The organism is Kribbella sp. NPDC031520, assembly GCF_055580825.1.
The window spans coordinates 905,943-927,969 of sequence record NZ_JBVIKS010000002.1; the positions used below are offsets into that span (position 1 = coordinate 905,943).

The 22,027-nt window shown below is 68.2% G+C and carries 18 protein-coding genes and 1 tRNA gene; 5 read left to right on the forward strand and 14 right to left on the reverse strand.

What is annotated here, in order from left to right; genetic code table 11:
* Nucleotides 1-77: 77 nt before the first annotated feature.
* The 3 genes from ACZ5BU_RS13025 to ACZ5BU_RS13035 all read right to left on the reverse strand — a co-directional run bounded on the left by ACZ5BU_RS13025 (nt 78) and on the right by ACZ5BU_RS13035 (nt 3,025).
* A complete protein-coding gene (locus ACZ5BU_RS13025; protein ID WP_465698402.1) occupies nt 78-1,307 on the reverse strand; it encodes a branched-chain amino acid ABC transporter substrate-binding protein in 1,230 nt (409 codons plus the stop codon).
* 344 nt (nt 1,308-1,651) lie between these two features.
* Nucleotides 1,652-2,239 (reverse strand): ANTAR domain-containing response regulator, encoded by a 588-nt coding sequence (locus ACZ5BU_RS13030; protein ID WP_141862072.1) that lies wholly within the window; start codon nt 2,237-2,239, stop codon nt 1,652-1,654.
* 15 nt (nt 2,240-2,254) lie between these two features.
* On the reverse strand, nt 2,255-3,025 hold the full coding sequence (locus tag ACZ5BU_RS13035; RefSeq protein ID WP_465698404.1) for a transcriptional regulator: 771 nt from the start codon (nt 3,023-3,025) through the stop codon (nt 2,255-2,257).
* A 93-nt stretch (nt 3,026-3,118) separates the two neighbouring features.
* Between ACZ5BU_RS13035 and ACZ5BU_RS13040 the strand changes: the two genes are divergently transcribed.
* Together ACZ5BU_RS13040 and ACZ5BU_RS13045 are read left to right on the forward strand one after the other, a co-directional pair.
* Nucleotides 3,119-3,191, forward strand: a tRNA-Leu gene (locus ACZ5BU_RS13040).
* A gap of 36 nt (nt 3,192-3,227) precedes the next feature.
* Nucleotides 3,228-3,977, forward strand: coding sequence for a helix-turn-helix domain-containing protein (locus ACZ5BU_RS13045; protein WP_465698406.1), 750 nt, complete (start codon nt 3,228-3,230; stop codon nt 3,975-3,977).
* Between the two features lie 723 nt (nt 3,978-4,700).
* Here the strand turns inward: ACZ5BU_RS13045 and pyk are convergent.
* From pyk to gltB, 4 genes are all read right to left on the reverse strand, one after another.
* Nucleotides 4,701-6,152 carry a pyruvate kinase gene (gene pyk, locus ACZ5BU_RS13050; RefSeq protein WP_465698408.1) on the reverse strand — a complete coding sequence of 484 codons (1,452 nt, stop codon included), beginning with the start codon at nt 6,150-6,152 and terminating at the stop codon, nt 4,701-4,703.
* Between the two features lie 99 nt (nt 6,153-6,251).
* Nucleotides 6,252-7,802 (reverse strand): metallophosphoesterase family protein, encoded by a 1,551-nt coding sequence (locus ACZ5BU_RS13055; protein ID WP_465698410.1) that lies wholly within the window; start codon nt 7,800-7,802, stop codon nt 6,252-6,254.
* A 92-nt stretch (nt 7,803-7,894) separates the two neighbouring features.
* Nucleotides 7,895-9,361: a glutamate synthase subunit beta gene (locus ACZ5BU_RS13060; RefSeq protein WP_465698412.1), complete on the reverse strand. Its 1,467-nt coding sequence runs from the start codon at nt 9,359-9,361 to the stop codon at nt 7,895-7,897.
* Entirely contained in the window at nt 9,361-13,884 is a 4,524-nt protein-coding gene (gltB, locus tag ACZ5BU_RS13065) for a glutamate synthase large subunit (protein WP_465698414.1), read from the reverse strand. The genes ACZ5BU_RS13060 and gltB overlap by 1 nt, the downstream gene beginning before the upstream one ends.
* Before the next feature lie 240 nt (nt 13,885-14,124).
* On the opposite strand from gltB, the gene ACZ5BU_RS13070 reads away from it, so the two are divergent.
* Both ACZ5BU_RS13070 and ACZ5BU_RS13075 read left to right on the forward strand, forming a co-directional pair.
* Nucleotides 14,125-14,970 (forward strand): phosphotransferase, encoded by an 846-nt coding sequence (locus tag ACZ5BU_RS13070; protein WP_465698416.1) that lies wholly within the window; start codon nt 14,125-14,127, stop codon nt 14,968-14,970.
* Between the two features lie 21 nt (nt 14,971-14,991).
* Nucleotides 14,992-15,840: an aminoglycoside phosphotransferase family protein gene (locus ACZ5BU_RS13075; protein ID WP_465698418.1), complete on the forward strand. Its 849-nt coding sequence runs from the start codon at nt 14,992-14,994 to the stop codon at nt 15,838-15,840.
* Here the strand turns inward: ACZ5BU_RS13075 and ACZ5BU_RS13080 are convergent.
* Nucleotides 15,798-16,523: a protein kinase family protein gene (locus ACZ5BU_RS13080; RefSeq protein WP_465698420.1), complete on the reverse strand. Its 726-nt coding sequence runs from the start codon at nt 16,521-16,523 to the stop codon at nt 15,798-15,800. The genes ACZ5BU_RS13075 and ACZ5BU_RS13080 overlap by 43 nt on opposite strands.
* Nucleotides 16,524-16,539: 16 nt before the next feature.
* On the opposite strand from ACZ5BU_RS13080, the gene ACZ5BU_RS13085 reads away from it, so the two are divergent.
* Nucleotides 16,540-17,562: a 1-aminocyclopropane-1-carboxylate deaminase gene (locus ACZ5BU_RS13085; RefSeq protein ID WP_465698422.1), complete on the forward strand. Its 1,023-nt coding sequence runs from the start codon at nt 16,540-16,542 to the stop codon at nt 17,560-17,562.
* Here the strand turns inward: ACZ5BU_RS13085 and ACZ5BU_RS13090 are convergent, their stop codons facing one another.
* The 6 genes from ACZ5BU_RS13090 to ACZ5BU_RS13115 all read right to left on the reverse strand — a co-directional run bounded on the left by ACZ5BU_RS13090 (nt 17,563) and on the right by ACZ5BU_RS13115 (nt 22,021).
* Nucleotides 17,563-18,327, reverse strand: a complete 765-nt coding sequence (locus tag ACZ5BU_RS13090; RefSeq protein WP_465698424.1) for a hypothetical protein — start codon at nt 18,325-18,327, stop codon at nt 17,563-17,565.
* Between the two features lie 70 nt (nt 18,328-18,397).
* Nucleotides 18,398-19,066 carry a VIT1/CCC1 transporter family protein gene (locus tag ACZ5BU_RS13095; protein WP_465698426.1) on the reverse strand — a complete coding sequence of 223 codons (669 nt, stop codon included), beginning with the start codon at nt 19,064-19,066 and terminating at the stop codon, nt 18,398-18,400.
* Between the two features lie 53 nt (nt 19,067-19,119).
* Nucleotides 19,120-20,136, reverse strand: coding sequence for a prolipoprotein diacylglyceryl transferase (gene lgt / locus ACZ5BU_RS13100; RefSeq protein ID WP_465698428.1), 1,017 nt, complete (start codon nt 20,134-20,136; stop codon nt 19,120-19,122).
* A gap of 51 nt (nt 20,137-20,187) precedes the next feature.
* Entirely contained in the window at nt 20,188-20,892 is a 705-nt protein-coding gene (locus tag ACZ5BU_RS13105) for a DsbA family protein (protein WP_465698430.1), read from the reverse strand.
* Nucleotides 20,889-21,368: a DoxX family protein gene (locus tag ACZ5BU_RS13110; RefSeq protein WP_465698432.1), complete on the reverse strand. Its 480-nt coding sequence runs from the start codon at nt 21,366-21,368 to the stop codon at nt 20,889-20,891. The genes ACZ5BU_RS13105 and ACZ5BU_RS13110 overlap by 4 nt, the downstream gene beginning before the upstream one ends.
* Entirely contained in the window at nt 21,365-22,021 is a 657-nt protein-coding gene (locus tag ACZ5BU_RS13115) for an SCO family protein (protein WP_465698434.1), read from the reverse strand. Before ACZ5BU_RS13115 ends, ACZ5BU_RS13110 begins: the two co-directional genes overlap by 4 nt.
* Between the last annotated feature and the right edge of the window lie 6 nt (nt 22,022-22,027).

The following is a 22,027-nucleotide window of genomic DNA, read 5'->3' on the forward strand; positions in this document are numbered from 1 at the left end:
CCCATCTGCCTCGGTTGTGACATGCCAGGGGGGGTGGGAGGATCCCTCCCACCCCCGAGACATGAGGTCGACCCTGCTTACTTTTCCTCGAACGCCTTGGTCTCGACGGTGGCCCACTTGCCACCGGCAACCTTGTAGACGGTGAGCACCTTGGAGGTGGTGTCGCCGTACTGGTCGAAGGCCACCTTCCCGGTCACGCCGTCGAAGGAGACCTTGCTCATCGCGTCGACCGTCGCCTGCCGTGCGGACTCGACGTCCTTGGCGTCCTTCAGCGACGTCTTCAGCGCGTCGATGATCGCGTTCGCCGCGTCGTACGAGTAACCGCCGTACGCCGCGTACGGCTCCTTGAAGCCGGCCGCGTTGTAGTCCGAGACGAACTTCTTCGCCGAGTCCAGCGACTCCACCGGAGCACCGACCGAGGTCGCCAGGTCGCCGTCGGCGGTCTTACCGGCCAGGGTGATGTACTTCGGGTCGTAGATACCGTCGCCGCCCATCAGCGGGACGTTCAGGCCGGCGGCCTTCGCCTGCTGGGAGAGCGGACCGGCCTGCGGGTACTCACCGCCGTAGTAGATCGCCTGCGGCTTCGACGGGGCGATGGCCGTCAGCGCGGCGTTGTAGTTCGAGTCGTCCGGGTTGATCGTCTGGGCCGCGACGACGGTACCGCCCAGCTTCTTGAACTCGTCGGTGAAGGTGCCGACCAGACCCTGGCCGTAGGCCTTCTTGTCGTGGATCGTGGCGACCTTCGTGATCTTCGCGGTCTCGTACAGGTACCGGGCCGCGAACGGGCCCTGGACCGCGTCGGTCGTGCAGGTGCGGAAGTACGTCGGGTACGGCCGCTTCGGGTCGGTCTGCCAGTTGGCGCCCTGGGTCAGGCCGGGGCCGGTGTTGGCCGGCGACACCTGGACGATCTTCGCCGAGGCGAGGACCGGCTGGACCTGCTGGCTGACGCTGGTGTTCAGCGTTCCGACGACGCCGATGACGTCCTTGTCGCTGGAGAGCGCGGTGGCCGCGTTCTTACCGGGGTCCGGCTTCGCCTCGTCGTCCTTCGGCACGACCTCGAGCTTCCAGCCCGGGATCGCGTTGGAGTCGTTGGCCTGCTTCACCGCCAGCTCGACGGAGTGCTGGATACCCAGACCCAGGGCCGACAAGTCTCCGGACAGCGGCGCGATCACGCCGATCTTCGCGGTCTTGGTCGAGCCTCCGGAGCCCCCGCCAGAGTTGTTGCCACTGCGTGAACCGCAGGCAGTCAGGGCCAACGACGCAACGATCAGCGTCGCGCCGACCCGTACTACGGAACGCTGGTGCACTGTTCCTCCAATGTCTGGATAGTCCCAGCTAGACCGGGACTCTCGCGCATTTGCCACGAGCATCCGCAGGTTAGACCCGGCGATGGTTCCAAGCGAACAGCGCACCGGCTGTGTTGTGAGGTCGTTACCCCGGTAAGTATCGTTCGTTCATCTGGATACTGACCCCTCAACTGTGTCAGTGACGTACGGTCAGCAAGCGAACTGCCTGCGTGAGATTTGCCGCCTGTCAACCCGGGTGACTGTCACGATTCGTCACGAAGCCGCCAGCACGTTCACCTCACGGTCACGACACGCCGGTACGACCTGCGGAGAACGCGGATCGGGGGCAGGGCCGGGCCGTCCGCTCAGGCGTCGCCGGCCTCGTTGACGACCAGTTCGGCCACCTGGCGCATCGAGACCCGCTTGTCCATCGCGGTCTTCTGGATCCACCGGAACGAGTCCGGCTCGGACAGCCCGAACTTGGTCTGCAGGATCGACTTCGCCCGGTCCACCAGCTTGCGGGTCTCCAGCCGCTCGGCCAGGTCCGCCACCTCACGCTCCAGCTCGGCGAGCTCGACGTACCGGGAGGCGGCGATCTCGATCGCCGGGAGCAGGTCGGCCTTGGAGAACGGCTTCACCAGGTACGCCATCGCGCCCGCGTCCCGGGCCCGCTCGACCAGCTCCCGCTGCGAGAACGCCGTCAGCATCAGCACCGGCGCGATCCGCTCCCCCGCGATCTTCTCCGCCGCACTCAGCCCGTCCAGCTTCGGCATCTTCACGTCGAGAATCACCAGGTCCGGCCGCTGCTCGATCGCCAGCCGAATCGCTTCCTCGCCGTCCCCCGCCTGCCCGACGACGTCGTACCCCTCTTCCGCGAGCATCTCGGCCAGATCCATCCGAATCAAAGCCTCGTCCTCAGCGATCACCACACGCTTAGCAGTCACACCCGACACCTTATCGACCCCACGTCACGACTTCGGCCCCACAAACCCGTCCAACACCGCAACCGCCTCCTTCCGGCTCACCGCGATAGCGTTCCGCCGCGGCTGCCGCCAAGCAATCCCCAACAGATCCAGTGCATCGGTCAGTATCTTCCGAATGTCCGCGGACTCGTTCGAGAACATGTAGCGCACGTAGTAGTACCGCTTCCCGTCCGGCTTACTCGCCCAGTTCACGAACCGGCACCCGTCCGAGTGGAACAACCCACGCAACAGCTGCTCGGGGTACTTGGCAACAATCTCCAACTGCCACTCCACCAACTCGATCTTCCGCAAATGCTTCCGCCCAGGCCCGTGCTGCGGGAACAAGCACGGCCAGTGCTTCCAGCGAGCCTCGGTCCGCACGACACCGACGCCCCGCCGCGGACAGGGGCTTGCCGTCGGCTTCACCAGCTTGATGGTCTCGAAGATCTCGCGGTTGAGGTCCGGGTAGTTCTTGTCGTTGACGATCTGCAGCGTGAACACACCACGCCGCGCCCCCGCGATCGACCCGTCGCCCAAGTACCACCCCAGCAACAGCGCGTACGCCGCCTCGTCCAACTCGGCACCGTCACACCGCGGACACGGTGTCCCCTGAAACCCGGTCCCCCGCGGCAACCCGCGCCGCTGGTACAGCCGCCGCCATCGCCGAATCGTCTTGATCGCCACACCATGGATCTCGGCGTTCGTCTTGTCGCTGACCCCGTTGTCCGACATCCGCAACGCGGAGTCGACCGTCTCCTGCGATCTGATGTGCCCCATGCCTCATGCTCGGATACAGCGCCGACAGTTTCGGTCGGTCGCGCCCAATGCGCGAAGGCAGACTTTGATGCGATAGCATTTCACCGGACACACGCCCTGGTACTCCAACGGCAGAGAGAGCGGATTCAAATCCCGTAAAGTGTGGGTTCGAATCCCACCCAGGGCACAGAAAACTGTCGGTGTCGCCCGCGATGCTCGGGTCATGTACGACGAACGGACGCGGGCGAACGCGCTTGATGCGATCGCGTCCGGGGAGAGTCTGAACTCGATCAGCAAGCGGCTTGGGATCAGTCGTGCGGCGCTGCGGGAGTGGCGGGATCGGCCGGCTCGTTCGGAGCGCGTGAGCGAATGCCCGCGGTGTGGGACGGGGTTGCTCGACGGGTCGGCGTACGTGCAGCTGTTGGGGTTGTATCTCGGTGACGGTTGTCTGTCGCGGCATCGGCGGGACGTATACGCGTTGCGGATCGCGTGCGACGACGTCTACCCGCGGTTGATCGACGAAGCTGAGTACGCCGTACGCGCGGTACACCCGAGTCGCCCGGCGTACCGGGTGCAGGCGATCGGCTGTACTGCGGTTGTCTCGTACTGGAAGCACTGGCCGTGTCTGTTCCCGCAGCACGCACCCGGCCGTAAGCATCTCCGGAAGATCGAACTCGAGGACTGGCAGCGCGAACTCGTTGCCCAGTACCCCGAACAGTTCCTCCGCGGCCTCTTCAACTCCGACGGCTGCCGGGTCGCCAACTGGACCACCCGAACAGTCGGTGGCAAGACCAAGCGCTACGAATACCTGCGCTACATGTTCTCGAACGAGTCCGCAGACATCATGCGCCTCTGCCAGCAAACCCTCGACCAACTCAACATCCCCTGGCGCATGCCCCGCCCCAACGCCCTGTCCGTTGCACGCCGCCGGGCCGTCGCCATCCTGGACACCTTCATCGGTCCGAAGTCCTGACATACCGAGCGGTCGCCATCTAGATGGACCAGACGCACAGAGCTCTACACTCTCCACATGGTCAGGCGTCGAAGTCGACGACACGTCGCGGCGGCCGCAGCTGTGCTCGCATCCATCGCGTCGCCAGCCAGTGGGTGGGTCGAAGCGCCCACGTCCGTCCAGATCATGCTCGTGTCGGCGACCGGCGTGGCGGTCTTCGCTTCGTTGCTTCCCACCGCAGACGACGTCCGGCATTCAAAAAAACCTGACACCTGTGGATAACCGTTCACGGCGAATGCTTCCGTAGGACGAACGTGCGCACAGAGCGTCGGTCGGTCCTTGTTCCGTCTCCCCGAGCTTCATTGCTCTGCACTGAAGCGAGGCGGCGGGAAGCAAGCGCCCGGCCAGGGAACGAGACCAGCCACATCCCGAACTCGAGGGCTTATAGTGCGCCTTCCAACGCCAAGCGCCAGTTCCCTGCCTCTGCTTGTGCGGCCTCGCCGGTGGCTTGGCGCTGCCACGCCTCTGCTGACTCACGCTCGAGCACCTGAGCCGGCCACTTCTCTGACTGTGTTTGCTGTTCTTGTCTTGTTCTTGTCTTGTGCCCTTTGCTGGCTCACGGTCGATCGCCCAGGCCAGGCACTTCTCAAATTCTGTTCTTCTTGTTGATGTTCCTCGCCGTGGGAGTAGTTGAGGCGGATGGTCAGGTGACCGTCCGCCTCAACCAGTTCTCGTGCGGGGTTGTTACGGGTTGGGGCTGCGGTATGCCGGGGCGGTGCCGTCTATGGCGTCGCCCATGCGGTGGACTCGGAGGGCGTTGGTGGAGCCGGGGATGCTGGGTGGGGAGCCGGCGACGATCACTACCATGTCGCCCTTCTCGAGGATGCCGAGCTCCAGCAGGCGCTGGTCGACCTGGCGGACCATTTCGTCGGTGTGCTCGACGGTCGGGACGATGTGGGTGGTGATGCCCCAGACGACACTCAGCCAGGAGCTGACCGACGGGACCGGGGTGAAGGCCAGCAGCGGGACCTCGGTGCGGTAGCGGGCCAGGCGGAGCGCGGTGTCACCGGACTGGGTGAACGCGATCAGGTACTTGGCGTCCAGCCGCTCGGCCACGTCGGCGGCGGCGCGGGCGATCACGCCGCCCTTGGTCTTCGGCTCCCACTCGATCTCCTGGACCCGGCCGAGACCGTGCTCCTCGGTGGACTCCACGATCCGGGCCATCGTCTTGACGGTCTCGATCGGGAACCGGCCGACGCTGGTCTCACCGGACAGCATCACCGCGTCGGCGCCGTCGAGGACGGCGTTCGCGACGTCGGAGGCCTCGGCCCGGGTCGGCCGCGGCGCGGAGATCATCGACTCGAGCATCTGGGTGGCGACGATCACCGGCTTCGCGTTCAGCCGGGCCTGGTCGATGATCAGCTTCTGGACCAGCGGGACCTCCTCGAGCGGGAGCTCCACGCCGAGGTCGCCGCGGGCCACCATGAACCCGTCGAACGCCTCGATGATCTCGTCCAGGTTGGCGACCGCCTGCGGCTTCTCGATCTTCGCGACGACCGGGAGCCGCAGCCCCTCCTCGTCCATGATCTTGTGCACCAGCTGGATGTCGGCGGCGTCCCGGACGAACGACAGCGCGATCATGTCGGCCGGCAGGTGCAGCGCCCAGCGCAGGTCCTCGGCGTCCTTCTCGGACAGCGCCGGGACGCTCACCGAGACGCCCGGCAGGTTGATGCCCTTGTGGTTGGACACCGGCCCGCCGACGGTGACCCGGCAGATCACGTCGGTCTCGGTGACCTCCTCGGCGACCAGGGCGATCCGGCCGTCGTCGATCAGCAGCTGGTCACCCGCGTTCACGTCGCCGGGCAGACCGTCGTACGTCGTTCCGCAGATGGTCTGGTCACCCGGCACCTCCCGGGTGGTGATGGTGAAGCGCTCGCCGTAGGTGAGCGTCGCCTTCCCCTCGGCGAACTCCGCGAGCCGGATCTTCGGGCCCTGCAGGTCGACGAGGATGCCGACGTTGCTCCCGGCCTCCGCAGCGGCGGTACGGATCCGCTGGTAGATGCGCTCGTGCTCGGCGTGGGCGCCGTGACTCAGGTTGAGTCTGGCGACGTCCATGCCGGCTTGGACGAGTTCCATGATGCGCTCCGGGGCGGCCGTAGCCGGGCCGAGCGTACAAACGATCTTTGCGCGACGCACGTCACAAAACCCTACTCCTGCAAACCACTGGGCCCGCTGGTCCACCCCCGTTACTGGACAGTTAACACTGGACGACAAGCGACGGCAGAGCCTGAATCGTCAAGAAGACAACGGGGTGTAGGCCCCGACGGTGACGTCCCCGGTGAGCTCGGCAGTGACCGTCTGCAGGCCGACCGGCCGGCCTTTCAGGTACGTGATCAGCGTGACCTCCCCCGGCCGGCGCAGCGTGTACCCGAGGGCGAAGGCGTACGCCGCTCCCCCGGTCGTGCCGTTCGTGTACGTCGTCACCGGCTTGCCGTCGACGACCTTCGTCTCCGGCCCGACCTGGTGGTGCAGGTGCCCGGAAACCAGCAGCGTCGCGCACCCGCGGGCGGCGGTGTCCGCGAACGACGACGGGTCGTGGACGACGAACGTCGCGATCCGCTTGTCCTCCGGCTGTGCGCAGGCGACGTCGGCGAGCCGCTTGGACTGCTGATCGGTGGTTTCGTCACCCGGCTGGTCCGCGCTGCCGAGTCCGGTCCTGGTCGGGTCGCTGTCGCCGAGGAACCGGATGCCGTCGACCTCGACGGGCTTGCTGTCCAGTACGGTGAAGCCGCTCTTCCGCATCGCCGCCTCGATGTGCCCGCCGGCATCGTGGTTGCCGGCCACCGCGACCACCTTGAAGTCCTTGAAGTGCTGGCGCAGCGAGTTGATGCTGAACACCTCCCACTCCTGCCCGGACGAGGTGTCGTCGCCGGCGTCGATCAGCAGCTTCGCGCCGGCCACCTTCGCGACCTCGGCCGCGAACGGGTCCATCCCGATGTTGTCGTGCCGGTCGTTGACCTGGATCGCGACCGTCTCGTCCTTGCCGGGCTGGTGGATCTGGGTCTTGACGTCGCCGATCCTGGCGGTGAGCTGGCCGTAGAACCGGGTCGACCGCTGGTACGTCTCGACCGCGGTCCTGATCACCCCGACCCCGCCGGTGGTGGAGAACCCGGACGCGACCTCCACGCCCTTCAGCTGGTTGTCCAGGTCGAGCTCCGGCAGCAGCTTGGCGAGTGGGGTCCACTCCGTCGGCGGCGCCTCGACCCCACGGATCCGGCCCGGCCCGAAGATCGACGCGACCGTGATCAGCATCGCGACCAGTACGACGATCGCCCGGTGCTCGACCCGCCGTTCGTGCCGGTGTACGAGGTGCCACAGCTCGCGTCGCCGCCGTACGCCGATCATCGTCCACAGCGTCGCGACGACCACGACCACGAGCAGACCGGTACCCGTGCCGGCCAGCGCGGCGTCGACGGCCATCTCCTGGACGGCCTGCCGGATCCGCGCGATCTCACCTTCGGGCTGGGCGGCGATCAGGGCGTCGCGGTTGATCAGGTCGGTGAGGTTGCTGGCGTTCGTCTCCTGGACGTCGATGTTGACGCCGAGCCCGAACGGGTCGTTGCTGGCCATCCGCAACCGCGGCAGGACCGCGCCGAGGTCGAGGGTCGCGTGCCCGTCGAACGTCGGTGACACGGTCGCCGCGTGCGCGCCGATCGTGACCCGTTCGGAGTCGTTCACGAACACCAGCAGGCCGACCACGACCGAGGTCACCGCGAAGAGCAGGCTCAACGCGACCCAGGGCGCGACCACCCGGAGCCGTTCCTTCGTCACCAACCGTGTCGCCACTCGTCCAACCTATCCAGCCGGACCCCCTTGGGCACCGACCAACCGTCGCGAGGCGTGATTTCCGGTTGGTGGGGTGCCCAAGGCGCGCCTCGTCAAACCGCCAGCGGGCGTGCGGTCGGTGGGATCGGAGTGGGCAGGGTGGAGGAACCGGTCAGGTGGGCGTCCACGCCGCCGGCACAGGACCGGCCCTCGGCGATCGCCCAGACGATCAGCGACTGGCCGCGGCCGGCGTCTCCGCAGACGAACACACCCTCGACCGAGGTCTGGTAGTTCTTGTCCCGGCGAACGTTGCCGCGCTCGTCGAGCTCGACGCCGAGCTGCTCGAGGAAGCCCTCGCGCTCCGGGCCGAGGAAGCCCATCGCCAGCAGCACCAGCTGCGTGGGGATCTTCCGCTCCGAACCCTCGACCGGGCTGAACTTCCCGTCCTTGAACTCCACCTCGACCAGGTTCAGCGCGGAGACGTTGCCGTCGGCATCGGCCTCGAAGTTCACCGTGGACACGGCGTACACCCGCTCGCCGCCCTCCTCGTGCGCGGAGGCGACCCGGTAGATCATCGGGTACGTCGGCCACGGCTGCCCCGCCGGGCGCTCGTCCGACGGCCGCGGCATGATCTCCAGCTGGGTGACCGAGCGGGCCCCTTGGCGGTGCGCCGTACCGAGGCAGTCCGCGCCGGTGTCGCCGCCGCCGATGATCACCACGTCCTTGCCGGTGGCAACGATCTGGTCGTCGACGGTCTGCCCGAGCGCGACCCGGTTGGCCTGCGGCAGGTACTCCATCGCCTGGTGGATCCCGCCGTACTCGCGGCCCGGTACGGGCAGGTCGCGGGCCGCCGTGGAGCCGGTCGCGATCACCACCGCGTCGTACCGCTGCTTGAGCTGGGTACCGGTGACATCCACGCCGACGTTGACGCCGGAGCGGAAGACCGTACCCTCCTCCTTCATCTGCTGGATCCGGCGGTCGACCTGAACCTTCTCCATCTTGAACTCGGGGATGCCGTACCGCAGCAGGCCGCCGGGGGTGTCGGCGCGTTCGTACACCGCGACCGTGTGCCCCGCCCGGGTCAGCTGCTGCGCCGCGGCCAGGCCGGCCGGACCGGACCCGACGACTGCGATCGTCTTACCGGTCAGCCATTCCGGGGGTTGCGGCTTGACGTCGCCGGTCTCCCAGGCCTTGTCGATGATCGCGACCTCGACGTTCTTGATCGTCACCGGGTCCTGGTTGATGCCGAGTACGCAGGCGGTCTCGCACGGCGCCGGGCACAGCCGCCCGGTGAACTCCGGGAAGTTGTTGGTCGCGTGCAGCCGCTCGATCGCGCTCGACCAGTCGTCGCGCCAGACCAGGTCGTTCCACTCCGGGATCAGGTTGCCCAGTGGGCAGCCGTTGTGGCAGAACGGGATGCCGCAGTCCATACAGCGGCCGGCCTGCTTGCCGATGATCGGCAGCAGCGCCTTGCCCGGCCCGCCCGGGTAGACCTCTTTCCAGTCCTGGACCCGCTCGCCGACCGGCCGCCGGTCGGCGACCTCGCGGCCGGTGGTCAGGAATCCCTTGGGGTCAGCCATCAGATGGCCTCCATCATCGCTCGCGTGGTGGCGTCCTCGTCCAGGCCGTCGCGCTCGGCGGCCGCCTTGGCCGCCAGCACCCGGGCGTAGTCGCGGGGCATCACCGTGGTGAACCGGGCCGCGGCCGCGGGCCAGTCGGCGAGCAGCTTGGCCGCCCGTTCCGAACCGGTCTCCTCGAAATGCCTGCGGACCAGGTCGTGCAGCAGTTCGGACTCGTCGGTGGTGAGCGGATGCAGATCAACCAGCTCCGGGTTCACCAACGCCGGGTCCAGGTCGAGCACGTGGGCCACGCCGCCCGACATGCCCGCCGCGAAGTTCCGGCCGACGGCGCCGAGTACGACGACGCGCCCACCGGTCATGTACTCGCAGGCGTGGTCGCCGACCGCTTCGACGACCGCGGTGGCGCCGGAGTTCCGGACGCAGAACCGCTGGCCCACGCCGCCGCTGATGAACAGCTCGCCGGACGTGGCGCCGTACGCGATCACGTTGCCGGCGATGATCTGGTCGGCGGCGTCGAACCGGGCCCGGCGGTCCGGCCGGATGACGACCCGGCCGCCGGACAGGCCCTTGCCGACGTAGTCGTTGGCGTCACCCTCGAGCCGCAGGGTGACCCCGCGCGGCACGAAGGCGGCGAACGAGTTGCCGGCCGACCCGGTGAAGGTCAGGTCGATCGTCCCGTCGGCGAGACCGGCGGCCTTGTACCGCTTGGTGATCTCGTGGCCGAGCATCGTCCCGACGGTCCGGTTGACGTTCCGGATCGCGACCTGCGCCCGGACCGGCTCGCCGTTGTCCAGGGCCGGCTGACAGATCCGGATCAGCTCGTTGTCGAGCGCCTTGTCCAGGCCGTGGTTCTGCTCCACGGTCCGGTGCAGCGACGCCCCCTCGGGCAGCGCCGGCACGTGCAGGATCGGCGACAGGTCGAGTCCGTCGGCCTTCCAGTGGTCGACCGCGCGCTGGATGTCGAGGACCTCGGCGTGCCCGATCGCCTCCTCCAGGGTCCGGAAGCCGAGCTCGGCCAGGTACTCGCGGACCTCCTCGGCGATGAACTCGAAGAAGTTCACCACGAACTCGGGCTTGCCGGAGAACCGCTCGCGGAGCACCGGGTTCTGGGTGGCGACGCCGACCGGGCAGGTGTCCAGGTGGCAGACCCGCATCATGATGCAGCCCGACACCACCAGCGGCGCGGTGGCGAAACCGTATTCCTCGGCGCCGAGGAGCGCCGCGACGACGACGTCCCGGCCGGTCTTCAGCTGGCCGTCGGTCTGGACCACGATCCGGTCCCGCAACCCGTTCAGCAGCAGGGTCTGCTGGGTCTCGGCCAGGCCGAGCTCCCACGGGCCGCCCGCGTGCTTCAGCGAGGTCAGCGGCGCCGCACCGGTACCGCCGTCGTGGCCGGAGATCAGTACGACGTCCGCGTGCGCCTTGGAGACACCTGCGGCGATCGTGCCGACGCCGACCTCGGAGACCAGCTTCACGTGGATCCGCGCCCGCGGGTTCGCGTTCTTCAGGTCGTGGATCAGCTGCGCCAGGTCCTCGATCGAGTAGATGTCGTGGTGCGGCGGCGGCGAGATCAGGCCGACGCCGGGCGTCGAGTGCCGGGTGCTCGCCACCCACGGGTACACCTTCGGGCCGGGCAGCTGCCCGCCCTCGCCGGGCTTCGCGCCCTGCGCCATCTTGATCTGGATGTCGTCGGAGTTCGTCAGGTACTCCGCGGTGACGCCGAAGCGCCCGGACGCGACCTGCTTGATCGAGCTCCGCCGGGCCGGGTCGTACAGCCGGTCGGCATCCTCACCGCCCTCACCGGTGTTCGACTTGCCGCCGAGCTGGTTCATCGCGATCGCCAGCGTGGTGTGCGCCTCGGCGCTGATCGAGCCGTAGCTCATCGCGCCGGTCGAGAACCGCTTGACGATCTCGCTGACCGGCTCGACCTCCTCGATCGGGATCGGCTGCCGCTCCGACTTGAACCCGAACAGGCCGCGCAGCGTCATCAGCCGCTCGGACTGCTCGTCGACCTTCGACGTGTACTGCTTGAAGATGTCGTACCGCCCGGTGCGGGTGCTGTGCTGCAGCCGGAACACCGTGTCCGGGTCGAACAGGTGCGGCTCGCCCTCGCGGCGCCACTGGTACTCGCCGCCGATCTCGAGCTTGCGGTGCGCGGCCAGGATCCCGTCGGCCGGGTACGCGCGCAGGTGCCGGCGGCGGACCTCCTCGGCGATCGCGTCCAGGCCGACGCCGCCGATCCTCGACGACGTACCGGTGAAGTAGATGTCGACCAGGAACGGGGACAGCCCGTTCGCCTCGAAGATCTGGGCGCCGGTGTACGACGCGACCGTCGAGACACCCATCTTCGACATGACCTTGAGCACGCCCTTGCCGAGCGACTTCACCACGTTGCGCACGGCCTGCTCGGGCTCGATACCCGGCAGGTAGGTGCCCTGACGGCACAGGTCCTCGACGGACTCGAGCGCCAGGTACGGGTTGATCGCGGCGGCGCCGTACCCCATCAGGAGGGCGACGTGGTGCACCTCGCGGACGTCACCCGCCTCGACGACCAGACCGACCTGGGTGCGGGTCTTCTTCCGCACCAGGTGGTGGTGAACCGCGGCGGTCAGCAGCAGCGACGGGATCGGCGCGCTGTCGGCGTTCGAGTGCCGGTCGGACAGCACCAGGATGCGGGCGCCCTCCTCGATCGCGGCGCTCGCCTCGGCGCACAGCTCGGCCAGCCGGGCCCGTAGCGCCTCGCCGCCGCCCTCCACGTCGTACACGCCGCGGAGCACCGTGGTGGCCAGGCCGGGCATGTCGCCGTCGAGGTTGATGTGCCGGAGCTTGGCCAGCTCGTCGTTGGTGATCACCGGGAAAGGGATCACCACCTGGCGGCAGGACGTGGGGCTGGGGTTCAGCAGGTTCGACTCCGGGCCGAGGCTGGACGACAGCGAGGTCACCAGCTCCTCGCGGATCGCGTCCAGCGGCGGGTTCGTGACCTGCGCGAACAGCTGCGAGAAGTAGTCGAACAGCAGCCGCGGCCGGTCGCTCAGCACCGCGATCGGGGTGTCGGTACCCATCGAGCCGATCGGCTCCGCACCGGACTTCGCCATCGGGGTGAGGATGACCCGCAGCTCCTCCTCGGTGTACCCGAAGACCTGCTGGCGCCGGGTCACCGACGCGTGGCTGTGGACAACGTGCTCGCGCTCGTGCAGGTCCTCGAACCGGATCAGCCCGGCGTGCAGCCACTCGTCGTACGGGTGCTCGTTGGCGAGCGCGTTCTTCACCTCGGCGTCGGTGATGATCCGGTGCGCCTCGACGTCGACCAGGAAGATCCGGCCCGGTTCGAGCCGGCCCTTCTCGGTCACCGTGGCCGGGTCGATGTCCAGGACACCGGCCTCGGAGGCGAGGACGACGAGGCCGTCGTCGGTCACCCAGTACCGCGAGGGGCGCAGGCCGTTGCGGTCGAGGACCGCGCCGACCTTCGTACCGTCGGAGAAGACCACCGACGCCGGGCCGTCCCAAGGCTCCATCAGCGTCGAGTGGAACTCGTAGAACGCCCGCCGCTTCGGGTCCATCGTGGCGGCGTTCTCCCAGGCCTCCGGGATCATCATCAGCATCGCGTGCGGCAACGAGCGGCCGCCCAGGTGCAGGAGCTCGAGGACCTCGTCGAAGGACGCGGAGTCCGACGCTCCCGGCGTACAGATCGGGTAGAGCTGCTCGAGGTCGCCGGGGATCAGGTCGCTGGCGAGCAGCGCCTCGCGGGCGCGCATCCAGTTCCGGTTGCCCTGGACGGTGTTGATCTCACCGTTGTGGGCGATGTACCGGTACGGGTGGGCCAGCGGCCAGGACGGGAACGTGTTCGTGGAGAAGCGGCTGTGCACGACGCCGATCGCCGACGCGAAGTCGGGGTCGGTCAGCTCGGGGAAGAACTTGTCCAGCTGGTCGGTGGTCAGCATCCCCTTGTAGGTGATGGTCCGGCCGGACAGCGACGGGAAGTATGTCGTGGTCTCCTTCTCGGCGCGCTTGCGCAGCCGGAACGCCATCCGCTCCAGCGCCAGGCCGAGCACGTGGCCCGCCTTCGCGGTCACGAACAGCTGCTTGAACGTCGGCATCACCGAACGCGCGGTCGCGCCGAGCAGGTCCGGCGTGGTCGGGATGTCCCGCCAGCCGACCACCGCGAGCTGCTCCTCCGCCGCCAGCTCCTCGATCCGGTCGATCGCCTTCGCGGCGTCGTCCGGATCGGCCGGCAGGAACGCGATGCCGGTCGCATAGCTGTGCGGGGCGGGTAGCTCGAAGTCGCACGCCTTCCGGTAGAAGGCGTCCGGTACCTGGATCAGGATCCCGGCACCGTCGCCGGAGTCGGGCTCGGCACCGGACGCGCCACGGTGCTCGAGGTTCCGCAGGGCGGTCAATGCCTTGGCCACGATGTCGTGGCTCGGTTCACCGGTCAGGGTCGCGACGAAGGCAACACCACAAGCGTCGTGCTCGTGCTGCCCGTCGTAGAGTCCCTCGCTCGGGAATGGGGGGCGACCATACATTCAGGGGCTCCCGTCGTCCTACGGTCAAACAACTGGCCGCGGGACAACACTGGCCCAAGCCGGGTGTCCCGAGACTACCTCATGACGCCCGCCAGTTGGACTTTCTGTCCACCGCGCAACGCCTTGATGACCCTGAGTAAGCAAGCGCTCACTACTAGCCCCTCATCTTCCCAGCCGACCGGTCCCCCAACCACCTACAGCACCGGAAATTCACTTGCTGAGACTGATAAGTCAATTGAGGTGACCTGGCGCCCCGATTCCGGCTGGACACCGCTCACCGCCGGCACCGGCCAGGCGACGGGCGGGGTGTGGCGTACGCCGTCGGGGACCGTCGTGAAGCGGCTGGTTCCTGGAGTGGTCGATCCCCGTCATCACGCGTACTGGGAACGGCAAGCGCTGGTTGCCGAGTCGGATGTCGTTGCGCGTACGCCGGGCGTCCGGGCGCCGGTGAGCTTGGGTGTGGAACGGGATGCCGACGGGATCACGCTGTGGATGGCGGAGGTCGCGGCGTCCGATTGGGCTCCGGAGGCTCTGGCTGAGGCTCTAGGGCAGTTCGCAGCGTGTTCTGTGGCTGAGCCCGCCTGGGGTGCTCGGGACGTACTGCGAGACCGCCTGACGACCGTAGAACGCCGCGGAGGCTGGTCGTCGCTGGGCGCGCTGAGCACACCGGCAATCGAGGAGCTGTGGAACCGCCGAGGTACGGCGCTGGACTTGTTGGACCGGCTCCCGCGAGTGCCGACGCACGGCGATGCCCACCCGGCGAACCTCTTCGGCCGCGACGGCAACAACGTGATCGCCATCGACTGGGAACAGTTCGGCCTCGGACCCGCAGGCTTCGACCTGGGATACCTGTTGCTGGCAACCGATGCCCCGCTGGACGACCTGGTAGCGGCGTATGGAGGTGGGCGGTGTGGAGCGGTGTTGGTGGCGGCGTACACCGGTGTGTCTCGCGCGGCGTGGGCAGTAGACCAACCGGAACCGGGCGACCACCTCGAGCGGTTGGCGGAGCTGGGCGCGGTCGTGGAGGAGGCGGTTCAGCTCGTGGGTGATCACGTCAAGTGGTCTAATCATGACCCTCGGTGGTGATAAATCTGCGCGATGCGATGGATGCCTGGGGACGACTGGACACTGCTGGCGCCCGCGAAGGGCGTCGCACACGGCGGCGTGTGGCGTACTCCGGCGGGGACCGTGGTCAAACGGCTGGTGCCCGGGGACGAGCGGCCGGGGCGGTACGGGTACTGGCGGCGCCAGGCCGAGGTGGCGAGTAGCGGCGTACTCGAATGGACCAAGGGGCTGCGGGCACCGAGGGCCGTGAAGGTCGAGAGCGATCCGGACGCGATCACGCTGTGGACCGAGGCGGTCGAACCAGGCCCGGTCTCGGTGGACGAGGCCGCTGCAGCGATCGGCCGGTTCGGGCTCAACCGGGTGGAGCCGGCGAACTGGTTCGCGCGGCGGATCCTGCGGGACCGGCTGGAGGACGACGCGGCCCACGGCGGCTGGGCGGGCTGTGCGACTGCCGACGTACTGCCGGCCGACGTACGGCGGATGTGCCGGGAGCTGTGGAACCGGCGGATGGACGTACTCGCGGAGCTCGACCGGCTGCCACACCAGCTCGTACACGGCGACATCCACCTGCCGAACCTGCTCCGGCGCGACGGTGACGACGTGATCGCGGTGGACTTCGACCAGTTCGGCATCGGCCCGCTCGGCTTCGACCTCGGCTACCTGCTGCAGTCCACCCGAGCACCGATCGACCAATTGGTTGCCGCCTACCAGTCGGGCAGCGCCGGCGCGTGGTCCGCAACCGCCGTACGACGGGGAGCCGTACTGACCGCCGCCATCACCCTCGTCGCCCGCGCCGCCTGGGCCCTCGCCCAGCCGGACCCCGGCGAACACCTCGAGCGGCTACTGGCTCAGTCCTGGATCGTGGACGAAGCAGTCAGCCACGCGTCGTAGAACGCTGCGTAGCTCGGGAAGCGCGCAGTGGTCGCCTCAACAAGCACCTCGGCGACGACCAACGGCGGATCGGGCAGCAGCACCTGTGCCGTGCGGGCCATGACGTACGCCGTCGTACGCGAGTCGATCGGCGCGCCGACCACACGTTCTTCGGGCGCCATGAAGCGGCTCGAACCGAACATCCGGCCCACGGTGTTGTGGAACGGGCCACGGTGATAGCTGTCGAGGTCGATGACCGTCAGCTGGTGAGTGGTGAAGTCGTAGAGCAGTGACGAATCGTAGAAGTCCCCCTCCACCCAGCCCGCCGCGTCCAGTGCCGAGTGCAGTTCGTAGATGGTGTCGAGTGCGGCGAGGATCTCCCGCGCGGGGAGCGCCCGGAAGCGCTCGAGTGCGCCGCCGACGAGGTCGCCGTCACGCCATTCGTAGACGAGGTTCGGGCCTTCGGGTGTCTCGAGTACGTCGTGGAGCTTGGGTAGCGCGGGATGGGTGACCGACGCCGCGAGCTCGGCGGCGTTGCGGAGGAGGGCTACTCGGTTGTCGAAGGTCAGGTGGTTGTTGGGCGCGGCGGGGTCGCCGGGGGTCTTGACGAAGTAGGTCTTGTTCGTGGAGCGGACGCCGTACGAGAGGTTGCCGGAGTCCTGGGTGGTGTAGCGGGTGAAGATGGTTCCCAGCTGAGCGAGCACCTGGAGGATGGTAGCCATGGCATTGAGCGATTTCCCCCGATATCCGTTGCTGTTCGGGCCCAGCCCGGTGCATCCGTTGGAGCGGCTGAGCAAGTACCTCGGCGGCCCGACGATCTGGGCGAAACGGGAGGACTGCAACTCCGGGCTCGCGTACGGCGGGAACAAGACGCGGAAGCTCGAGTACCTGGTACCGGACGCGATCGCGCACGGCGCCGACACGTTGGTCTCGATCGGTGGGTACCAGTCGAACCACACCCGCCAGGTCGCGGCGGTCGCGGCCAAACTCGGGATGAAGGCGGTGCTGGTCCAGGAGAGGTGGGTGGACTGGCCGGACGCGCTGAACGACCGGGTCGGGAACATCCTGCTCAGCCGGATCATGGGCGCCGAGGTGCGGCTCGACCCGGCCGGGTTCGGGATCGGGTTCAAGGACAGCTGGAAGCAGGCGCTCGCGGACGTCGAGGCGCGCGGCGGTACGCCGTACGCGATCCCGGCCGGCGCCTCCGACCACCCGCTCGGCGGGCTCGGGTTCGCGAACTGGGCGTACGAGGTCGAACAACAGGAACGCGAGCTCGGCGTCTTCTTCGACACGATCGTGGTCTGCTCGGTGACCGGCTCGACGCACGCCGGCATGATCGCCGGGTTCGCCGGACAGGACCGTCCGCGGCGGGTGATCGGCATCGACGCCAGCGCCAAGCTGCAGGAGACCCGCGACCAGGTGGAACGGATCGCCCGCAACACCGCGGAGCTGATCGGCCTCGGCCGCGAACTGCGCGCCGACGAGATCACCGTCCTCGAAGGCTGGGCGGGCGACGTGTATGGCGTACCGGTCGAATCCACGCTCGACGCGATCCGGATCAGCGGCCAGCTGGAGGCGATGATCATCGATCCCGTGTACGAGGGGAAGTCGATGGCCGGCCTCATCGACCTCGTCCGCACCGGCGACATCCCGAAGGACTCCACCGTCCTGTACGCCCACCTCGGCGGCCAACCCGCCCTGAACGCGTACAGCAGTCTCTTCACCCAGACGCAACCGATCTGATCACCAGCCCCCCGCGAAGAACCCTTCAAGCCCAGGCAGAGGGTGGGCCGCCGTGGTCGTGTTCGCGACCACGATCACGGCGAGCGCCAACGCCAGTACCGGAACGAATGCGCCGTACCCGGCCAGCACTCGTCGCGCCCGCCCCTCCGCGTTGGAGAACCACCGCCACAACAGGACGGTCAGTACGACGAGCCCGGCGACGACGATCGTGCCCTCGACAGCCATCACCGCATGGAACAGCACGTAGTCGCTGGTGATCATGTCGAGAGGCGGCGACTGCTGCCCCGCGGCCAACTGGTGCCGGACCTGCCCGAGTGTGTCGTCCAACGGACCGGTCGGAGCTCCGAACAACATCGGCAACAGCGAGCCGAACGGCGCCGCCGTTCCGTGGACGTTCGCCATGACCGCAGCGAGCGACACCACCGCCAACGCGGTCGCCAGAACCCCGCCTGTCGCGAGACCCGCCGCCCGAAGACCACGCGTCCGCACGAACGCCCGCCAAACCATCACGCCGAGCACGACCAGCACAACCAGCAACGCGGCCGCGAGCAGCCCCTTCGCGATGTGGTAGCGGAACCAGTAGTCGACCACCCGCTGCATCCCCGGATCGAAGCCGCGCTCGCCGGAACCCCAGTACGTGACGAACTCGCTGCGGAACGTACCAGCGAGACGCCTCTCACTCCCCAGGTCGTCAGCCGCCCCGATGCCCGGGACCACGACGAACGCGACGATCAACGCCACCGCCAGCAGGGCAAGCCTCTTCATGCGGACAAGTTAGGCGAACCCGCCCGGCACGGACCATGACGCCGAGGCGACCCCGAAGGTAGCGCCTGCGCTACCCGAGGCCGGGGCCGACGAGGGTGCCGACGAAGTAGGTGAGGGCGGCTGCGGCGGCACCGAGGAGGAGTTGGCGCAGGCCGGAGTACCACCAGGTGCGACTGGTGACGCGGGAGACGACGGCGCCGCAGACGAACAGGGCGGTGAGGGACAGAATCAGGGCGGGGATGACGCTGCCGGCGCCGAACAGGTACGGCGCGAGCGGGATGAAGGCGCCGACGGCGAAGCAGACGAACGACGAGGCGGCGGCGATCACCGGGTTCGGGAGATCGGTGGGGTCGATGCCGAGTTCCTCGCGGACGTGTTCCTCGAGGGCCTGGTCGGGGTCGGCGTGGAACTGCTTGGCGACCTTGCTGGCCAGGTCCGGGTCGAGACCCTTGGCCCGGTACGTCTCGGCGAGCTCGATCTCCTCGTCGATCGGGTGCTTCTTGATCTCGGAACGTTCGAGCTCGATCTCGGCGTGCGCGAGCTCGCGCTGCGACGCGACCGAGATGTACTCCCCCGCCGCCATCGAGAACGCGCCCGCGGCCAGCCCGGCGAGGCCGGCCAGCACGATCAGCTTCGAGCCCGAGTTCGTACCGCCGTCCATGCCGGCGATCAGCGCGAAGTTCGAGACCAGGCCGTCCATCGCGCCGAACACCGCAGGTCGCAGCCAGCCGCCGTTCACATCACGGTGCGTATGGTCCCCGTGATGCTCAGGCGATACGGCAGGCGTTTCGGTCACTTCAGCCGCGGAGTGTCCGGTTGCGCCTCGGCAGCCGGTCCTCCGGCCGCGCCGGCGGCGGTCGATCCGTCGGCGGGGTCGGCGTCGTCCTTCGCCTCAGCAGTATCCGCCTCTACGGCCTCACCGTCGGTGTCCCCGGCGGCCTCAGCGGCCGGCTTGCCCGCGGCGGGGCCGGTGGCTATGTCTTCCTGGCCTGGGCGGGTGCGGGCGCTGACGATGAACGCGGCGACAGCGAGTACGAACAGGATGAGGGCGGTCCACACGTTCAGCCGTAGGCCGAGGAAGTGGTTCACGGTGTCGATGCGCATGTTCTCGATCCACGCGCGGCCCGCAGTGTACGCCGCGACGTACAGGAAGAACGCCCGTCCGTGGCCGAGCTTGAAGCGCCGGTCGACGATCAGCAGCAGGCCGACCACGCCGAGGTTCCAGACGGCTTCGTACAGGAAGGTCGGGTGGAAGGTGGCGAAGTCCGCGTACCCGGGCGGGCGGTGCTCCGGCGAGATCTCCAGGCCCCACGGCTTCGTGGTCGGCCGGCCGAACAGCTCCTGGTTGAAGTAGTTCCCGAACCGGCCGAAGATCTGCGCCAGCGCGATCCCCGGCGCCATCGCGTCCGCGACCGCGAGGAACGGCACCTTGGCCCGCCGGCAGGCGATCCAGGCGCCGAGCGCACCGAACGCGACCGCACCCCAGATGCCGAGCCCGCCGTGCCAGATCTTCAGCGCGTCGATCGGGTGCTTGCCGGCGCCGAAGTACAGCTCGGCATCCGTCACCACATGGTAGATCCGCGCCCCGACCAGCCCGAACGGGATCGCCCAGAACATGATGTCGGCGAGGACCGGCGCAGAGCCGCCGCGGGCCACCCAGCGGCGGCGGCCGAGCCAGTAGCCGGCGAAGATGCCGGCCAGGATGCACAGTGCGTAGGCACGGATCGGCAGGCCGAGGACGTGCCAGACGCCCTGGCTCGGGCTGGGGATGAACGCCGGAACACCCACGGCGAGACTCAGACTAGACATGGCAAGTGGGAACGCTACTCGACCTGCCAGGGCACGGCCACAAACGCCCGGTCACGATGCGATCGCATCCACGGCCTTTTGCAGGCCCTCGGCGGTCATCTGGTCTGCCGGCAACTGCTTGCCGTTGAGGTAGACGGTCGGCGTACCGGTGACGCCGCGGTCGTCGGCGGCCTTGCCCACGGACTCCAGCCAGCTCGCGTACGTGTTGTCCTGCAACGCCTGCTGGTATTTCGCGTCGCCGACGCCGAGCTGCTTGCCGAGCTCGATCAGCTGGTCCGAGGTCCAGGACTTCGAGAAGTCGCCGTACAGCTCGTCGGCGAAGCTCAGCGCCTTCCCGTTCGCGGCCGCGGCGGCGAACGCGTTCGCGAGCCGGGGCGAGGAGTCCGGGTTGACGAACTGCAGCGGCCAGTAGGTCAGCGTCGCCGTACCGTCCTCGACGAGCTTGTCGATGGTCGCGCCGCTGTCCTTCTCGAAGTCCGCGCAGTGCGGGCAGCGGAAGTCGAGGTACAGGTCGATGTTCACCTTGGCGCCGGCCTTTCCGACCGTGACGCCCTTGCCGGACGTGCCCGGGCCGGTGATCACCGTGGGCTCGGGACGGCCGTTCGAGCTCACCTCGACCTTGGAGTGGCCGCGGTAGTACTGCACACCGACACCCGCAGCGAGGGCCAGGACGAGGATGATCCCGACGACGATCCCGGGTGAGATCCGGGACTTGTGCTCCTGCACCACCGAGTTCGGCGGGTTGGTGTTGCTCACGACGCGGTGACTCCTTGCGGTCCTTGTGATTCAGCTATGACAGCGAACTTACTGACCGGCTTCAGCACCAGCCAGCCGGCCAGTACCAGCAGGCCGGCGTCGCGCAGGATCTCCTGCAGGTACTTCGTTTGTCCCGGCGCGACCTGACCGCCGCCGCCGAAGCAGCCGCAGTCGATCGACAGGCCGCGCGCCCAGGCGGACCCCACGGCGACGACGAACACGACCAGGAAAACACCCGCGGCCGCGGCGGAGGCGCGGACACCGAAGCCGACGACCAACAGCAACCCGATCGCGATCTCCAGGAACGGCAGGCCCCACCCGATCGGCTCGACCAGCGACGACGGCAGCAGCTCGTACGCCCGGACCGCCTGCGCCGCCGTCTCCGGATCGCTGACCTTCAACGCACCCGCGACCAGCATCACCGCTCCGAGCACGAGCCGCGCGACGAGGGACACCCAGGGGAACCAGCCCCTCACTGGTTGTCCTCGACCAGCTTCCCGAAGTCGTGCACCAGGTCGCCGATCGCGGCGTTCGACAACCAGATCACGTTCGCCTTGTCGTTCTTGCCGAAACCGATCACCTGCGCGCCGTGACCGACCTCGTACCCGCCCGACGGCAGCTTCTGCATCCCTTCGACCGGTACGCCGACCGCCTTCGCGATGTCCTTGATCGACGTCAGCGAACCGGTCAACCCGACGAACGACGGGTCGAACCGGTCCAGGTACTTGCGGATCACCGGCCCGGTGTCGCGGGACGGGTCCGTGGTGATGAACAGCATCTGGATCTGGTCCTGCACCGGCTTGTCCAGCTTGGTCAGCGCGGATGCCACGTCGGCCATCACGGTCGGGCACACGTCCGGGCAGTTCGTGTACCCGAAGAACACCAGCGTGACCGGCTTCTTGGTCGACGTGACCAGGTTGAACGGGTTCCCGTCGGTGTCGGTCAAGGTGGCCGCGGGCATCGAGTACGCCCGGTCCAGCGTGGCACCGCGCAACCCGTTCGGATCCTGGCTGCTCCGGATGATCGCCCCGCCGGGGTTGTCCGCCTTCGCCTGATTGCCACTGCAGCCCGCAAGGGCGAGCAGAGCCACCGCCGCCAAGAGCAGGGCAGCGTTCCTGGTTCGACTCACGACGGG

Excerpts from the sequence above, each read along its gene's own strand:
- ACZ5BU_RS13060 (WP_465698412.1), bottom strand. The coding sequence starts at position 9,361 with ATGGCTGACCCCAAGGGATTCCTGACCACCGGCCGCGAGGTCGCCGAC.
- ACZ5BU_RS13090 (WP_465698424.1), bottom strand. The coding sequence starts at position 18,327 with ATGAAGAGGCTTGCCCTGCTGGCGGTGGCGTTGATCGTCGCGTTCGTC.
- gltB (WP_465698414.1), bottom strand. The coding sequence starts at position 13,884 with ATGTATGGTCGCCCCCCATTCCCGAGCGAGGGACTCTACGACGGGCAG.
- ACZ5BU_RS13035 (WP_465698404.1), bottom strand. The coding sequence starts at position 3,025 with ATGGGGCACATCAGATCGCAGGAGACGGTCGACTCCGCGTTGCGGATG.
- lgt (WP_465698428.1), bottom strand. The coding sequence starts at position 20,136 with ATGTCTAGTCTGAGTCTCGCCGTGGGTGTTCCGGCGTTCATCCCCAGC.
- ACZ5BU_RS13075 (WP_465698418.1), top strand. The coding sequence starts at position 14,992 with ATGCCTGGGGACGACTGGACACTGCTGGCGCCCGCGAAGGGCGTCGCA.
- ACZ5BU_RS13045 (WP_465698406.1), top strand. The coding sequence starts at position 3,228 with ATGTACGACGAACGGACGCGGGCGAACGCGCTTGATGCGATCGCGTCC.
- ACZ5BU_RS13085 (WP_465698422.1), top strand. The coding sequence starts at position 16,540 with ATGGCATTGAGCGATTTCCCCCGATATCCGTTGCTGTTCGGGCCCAGC.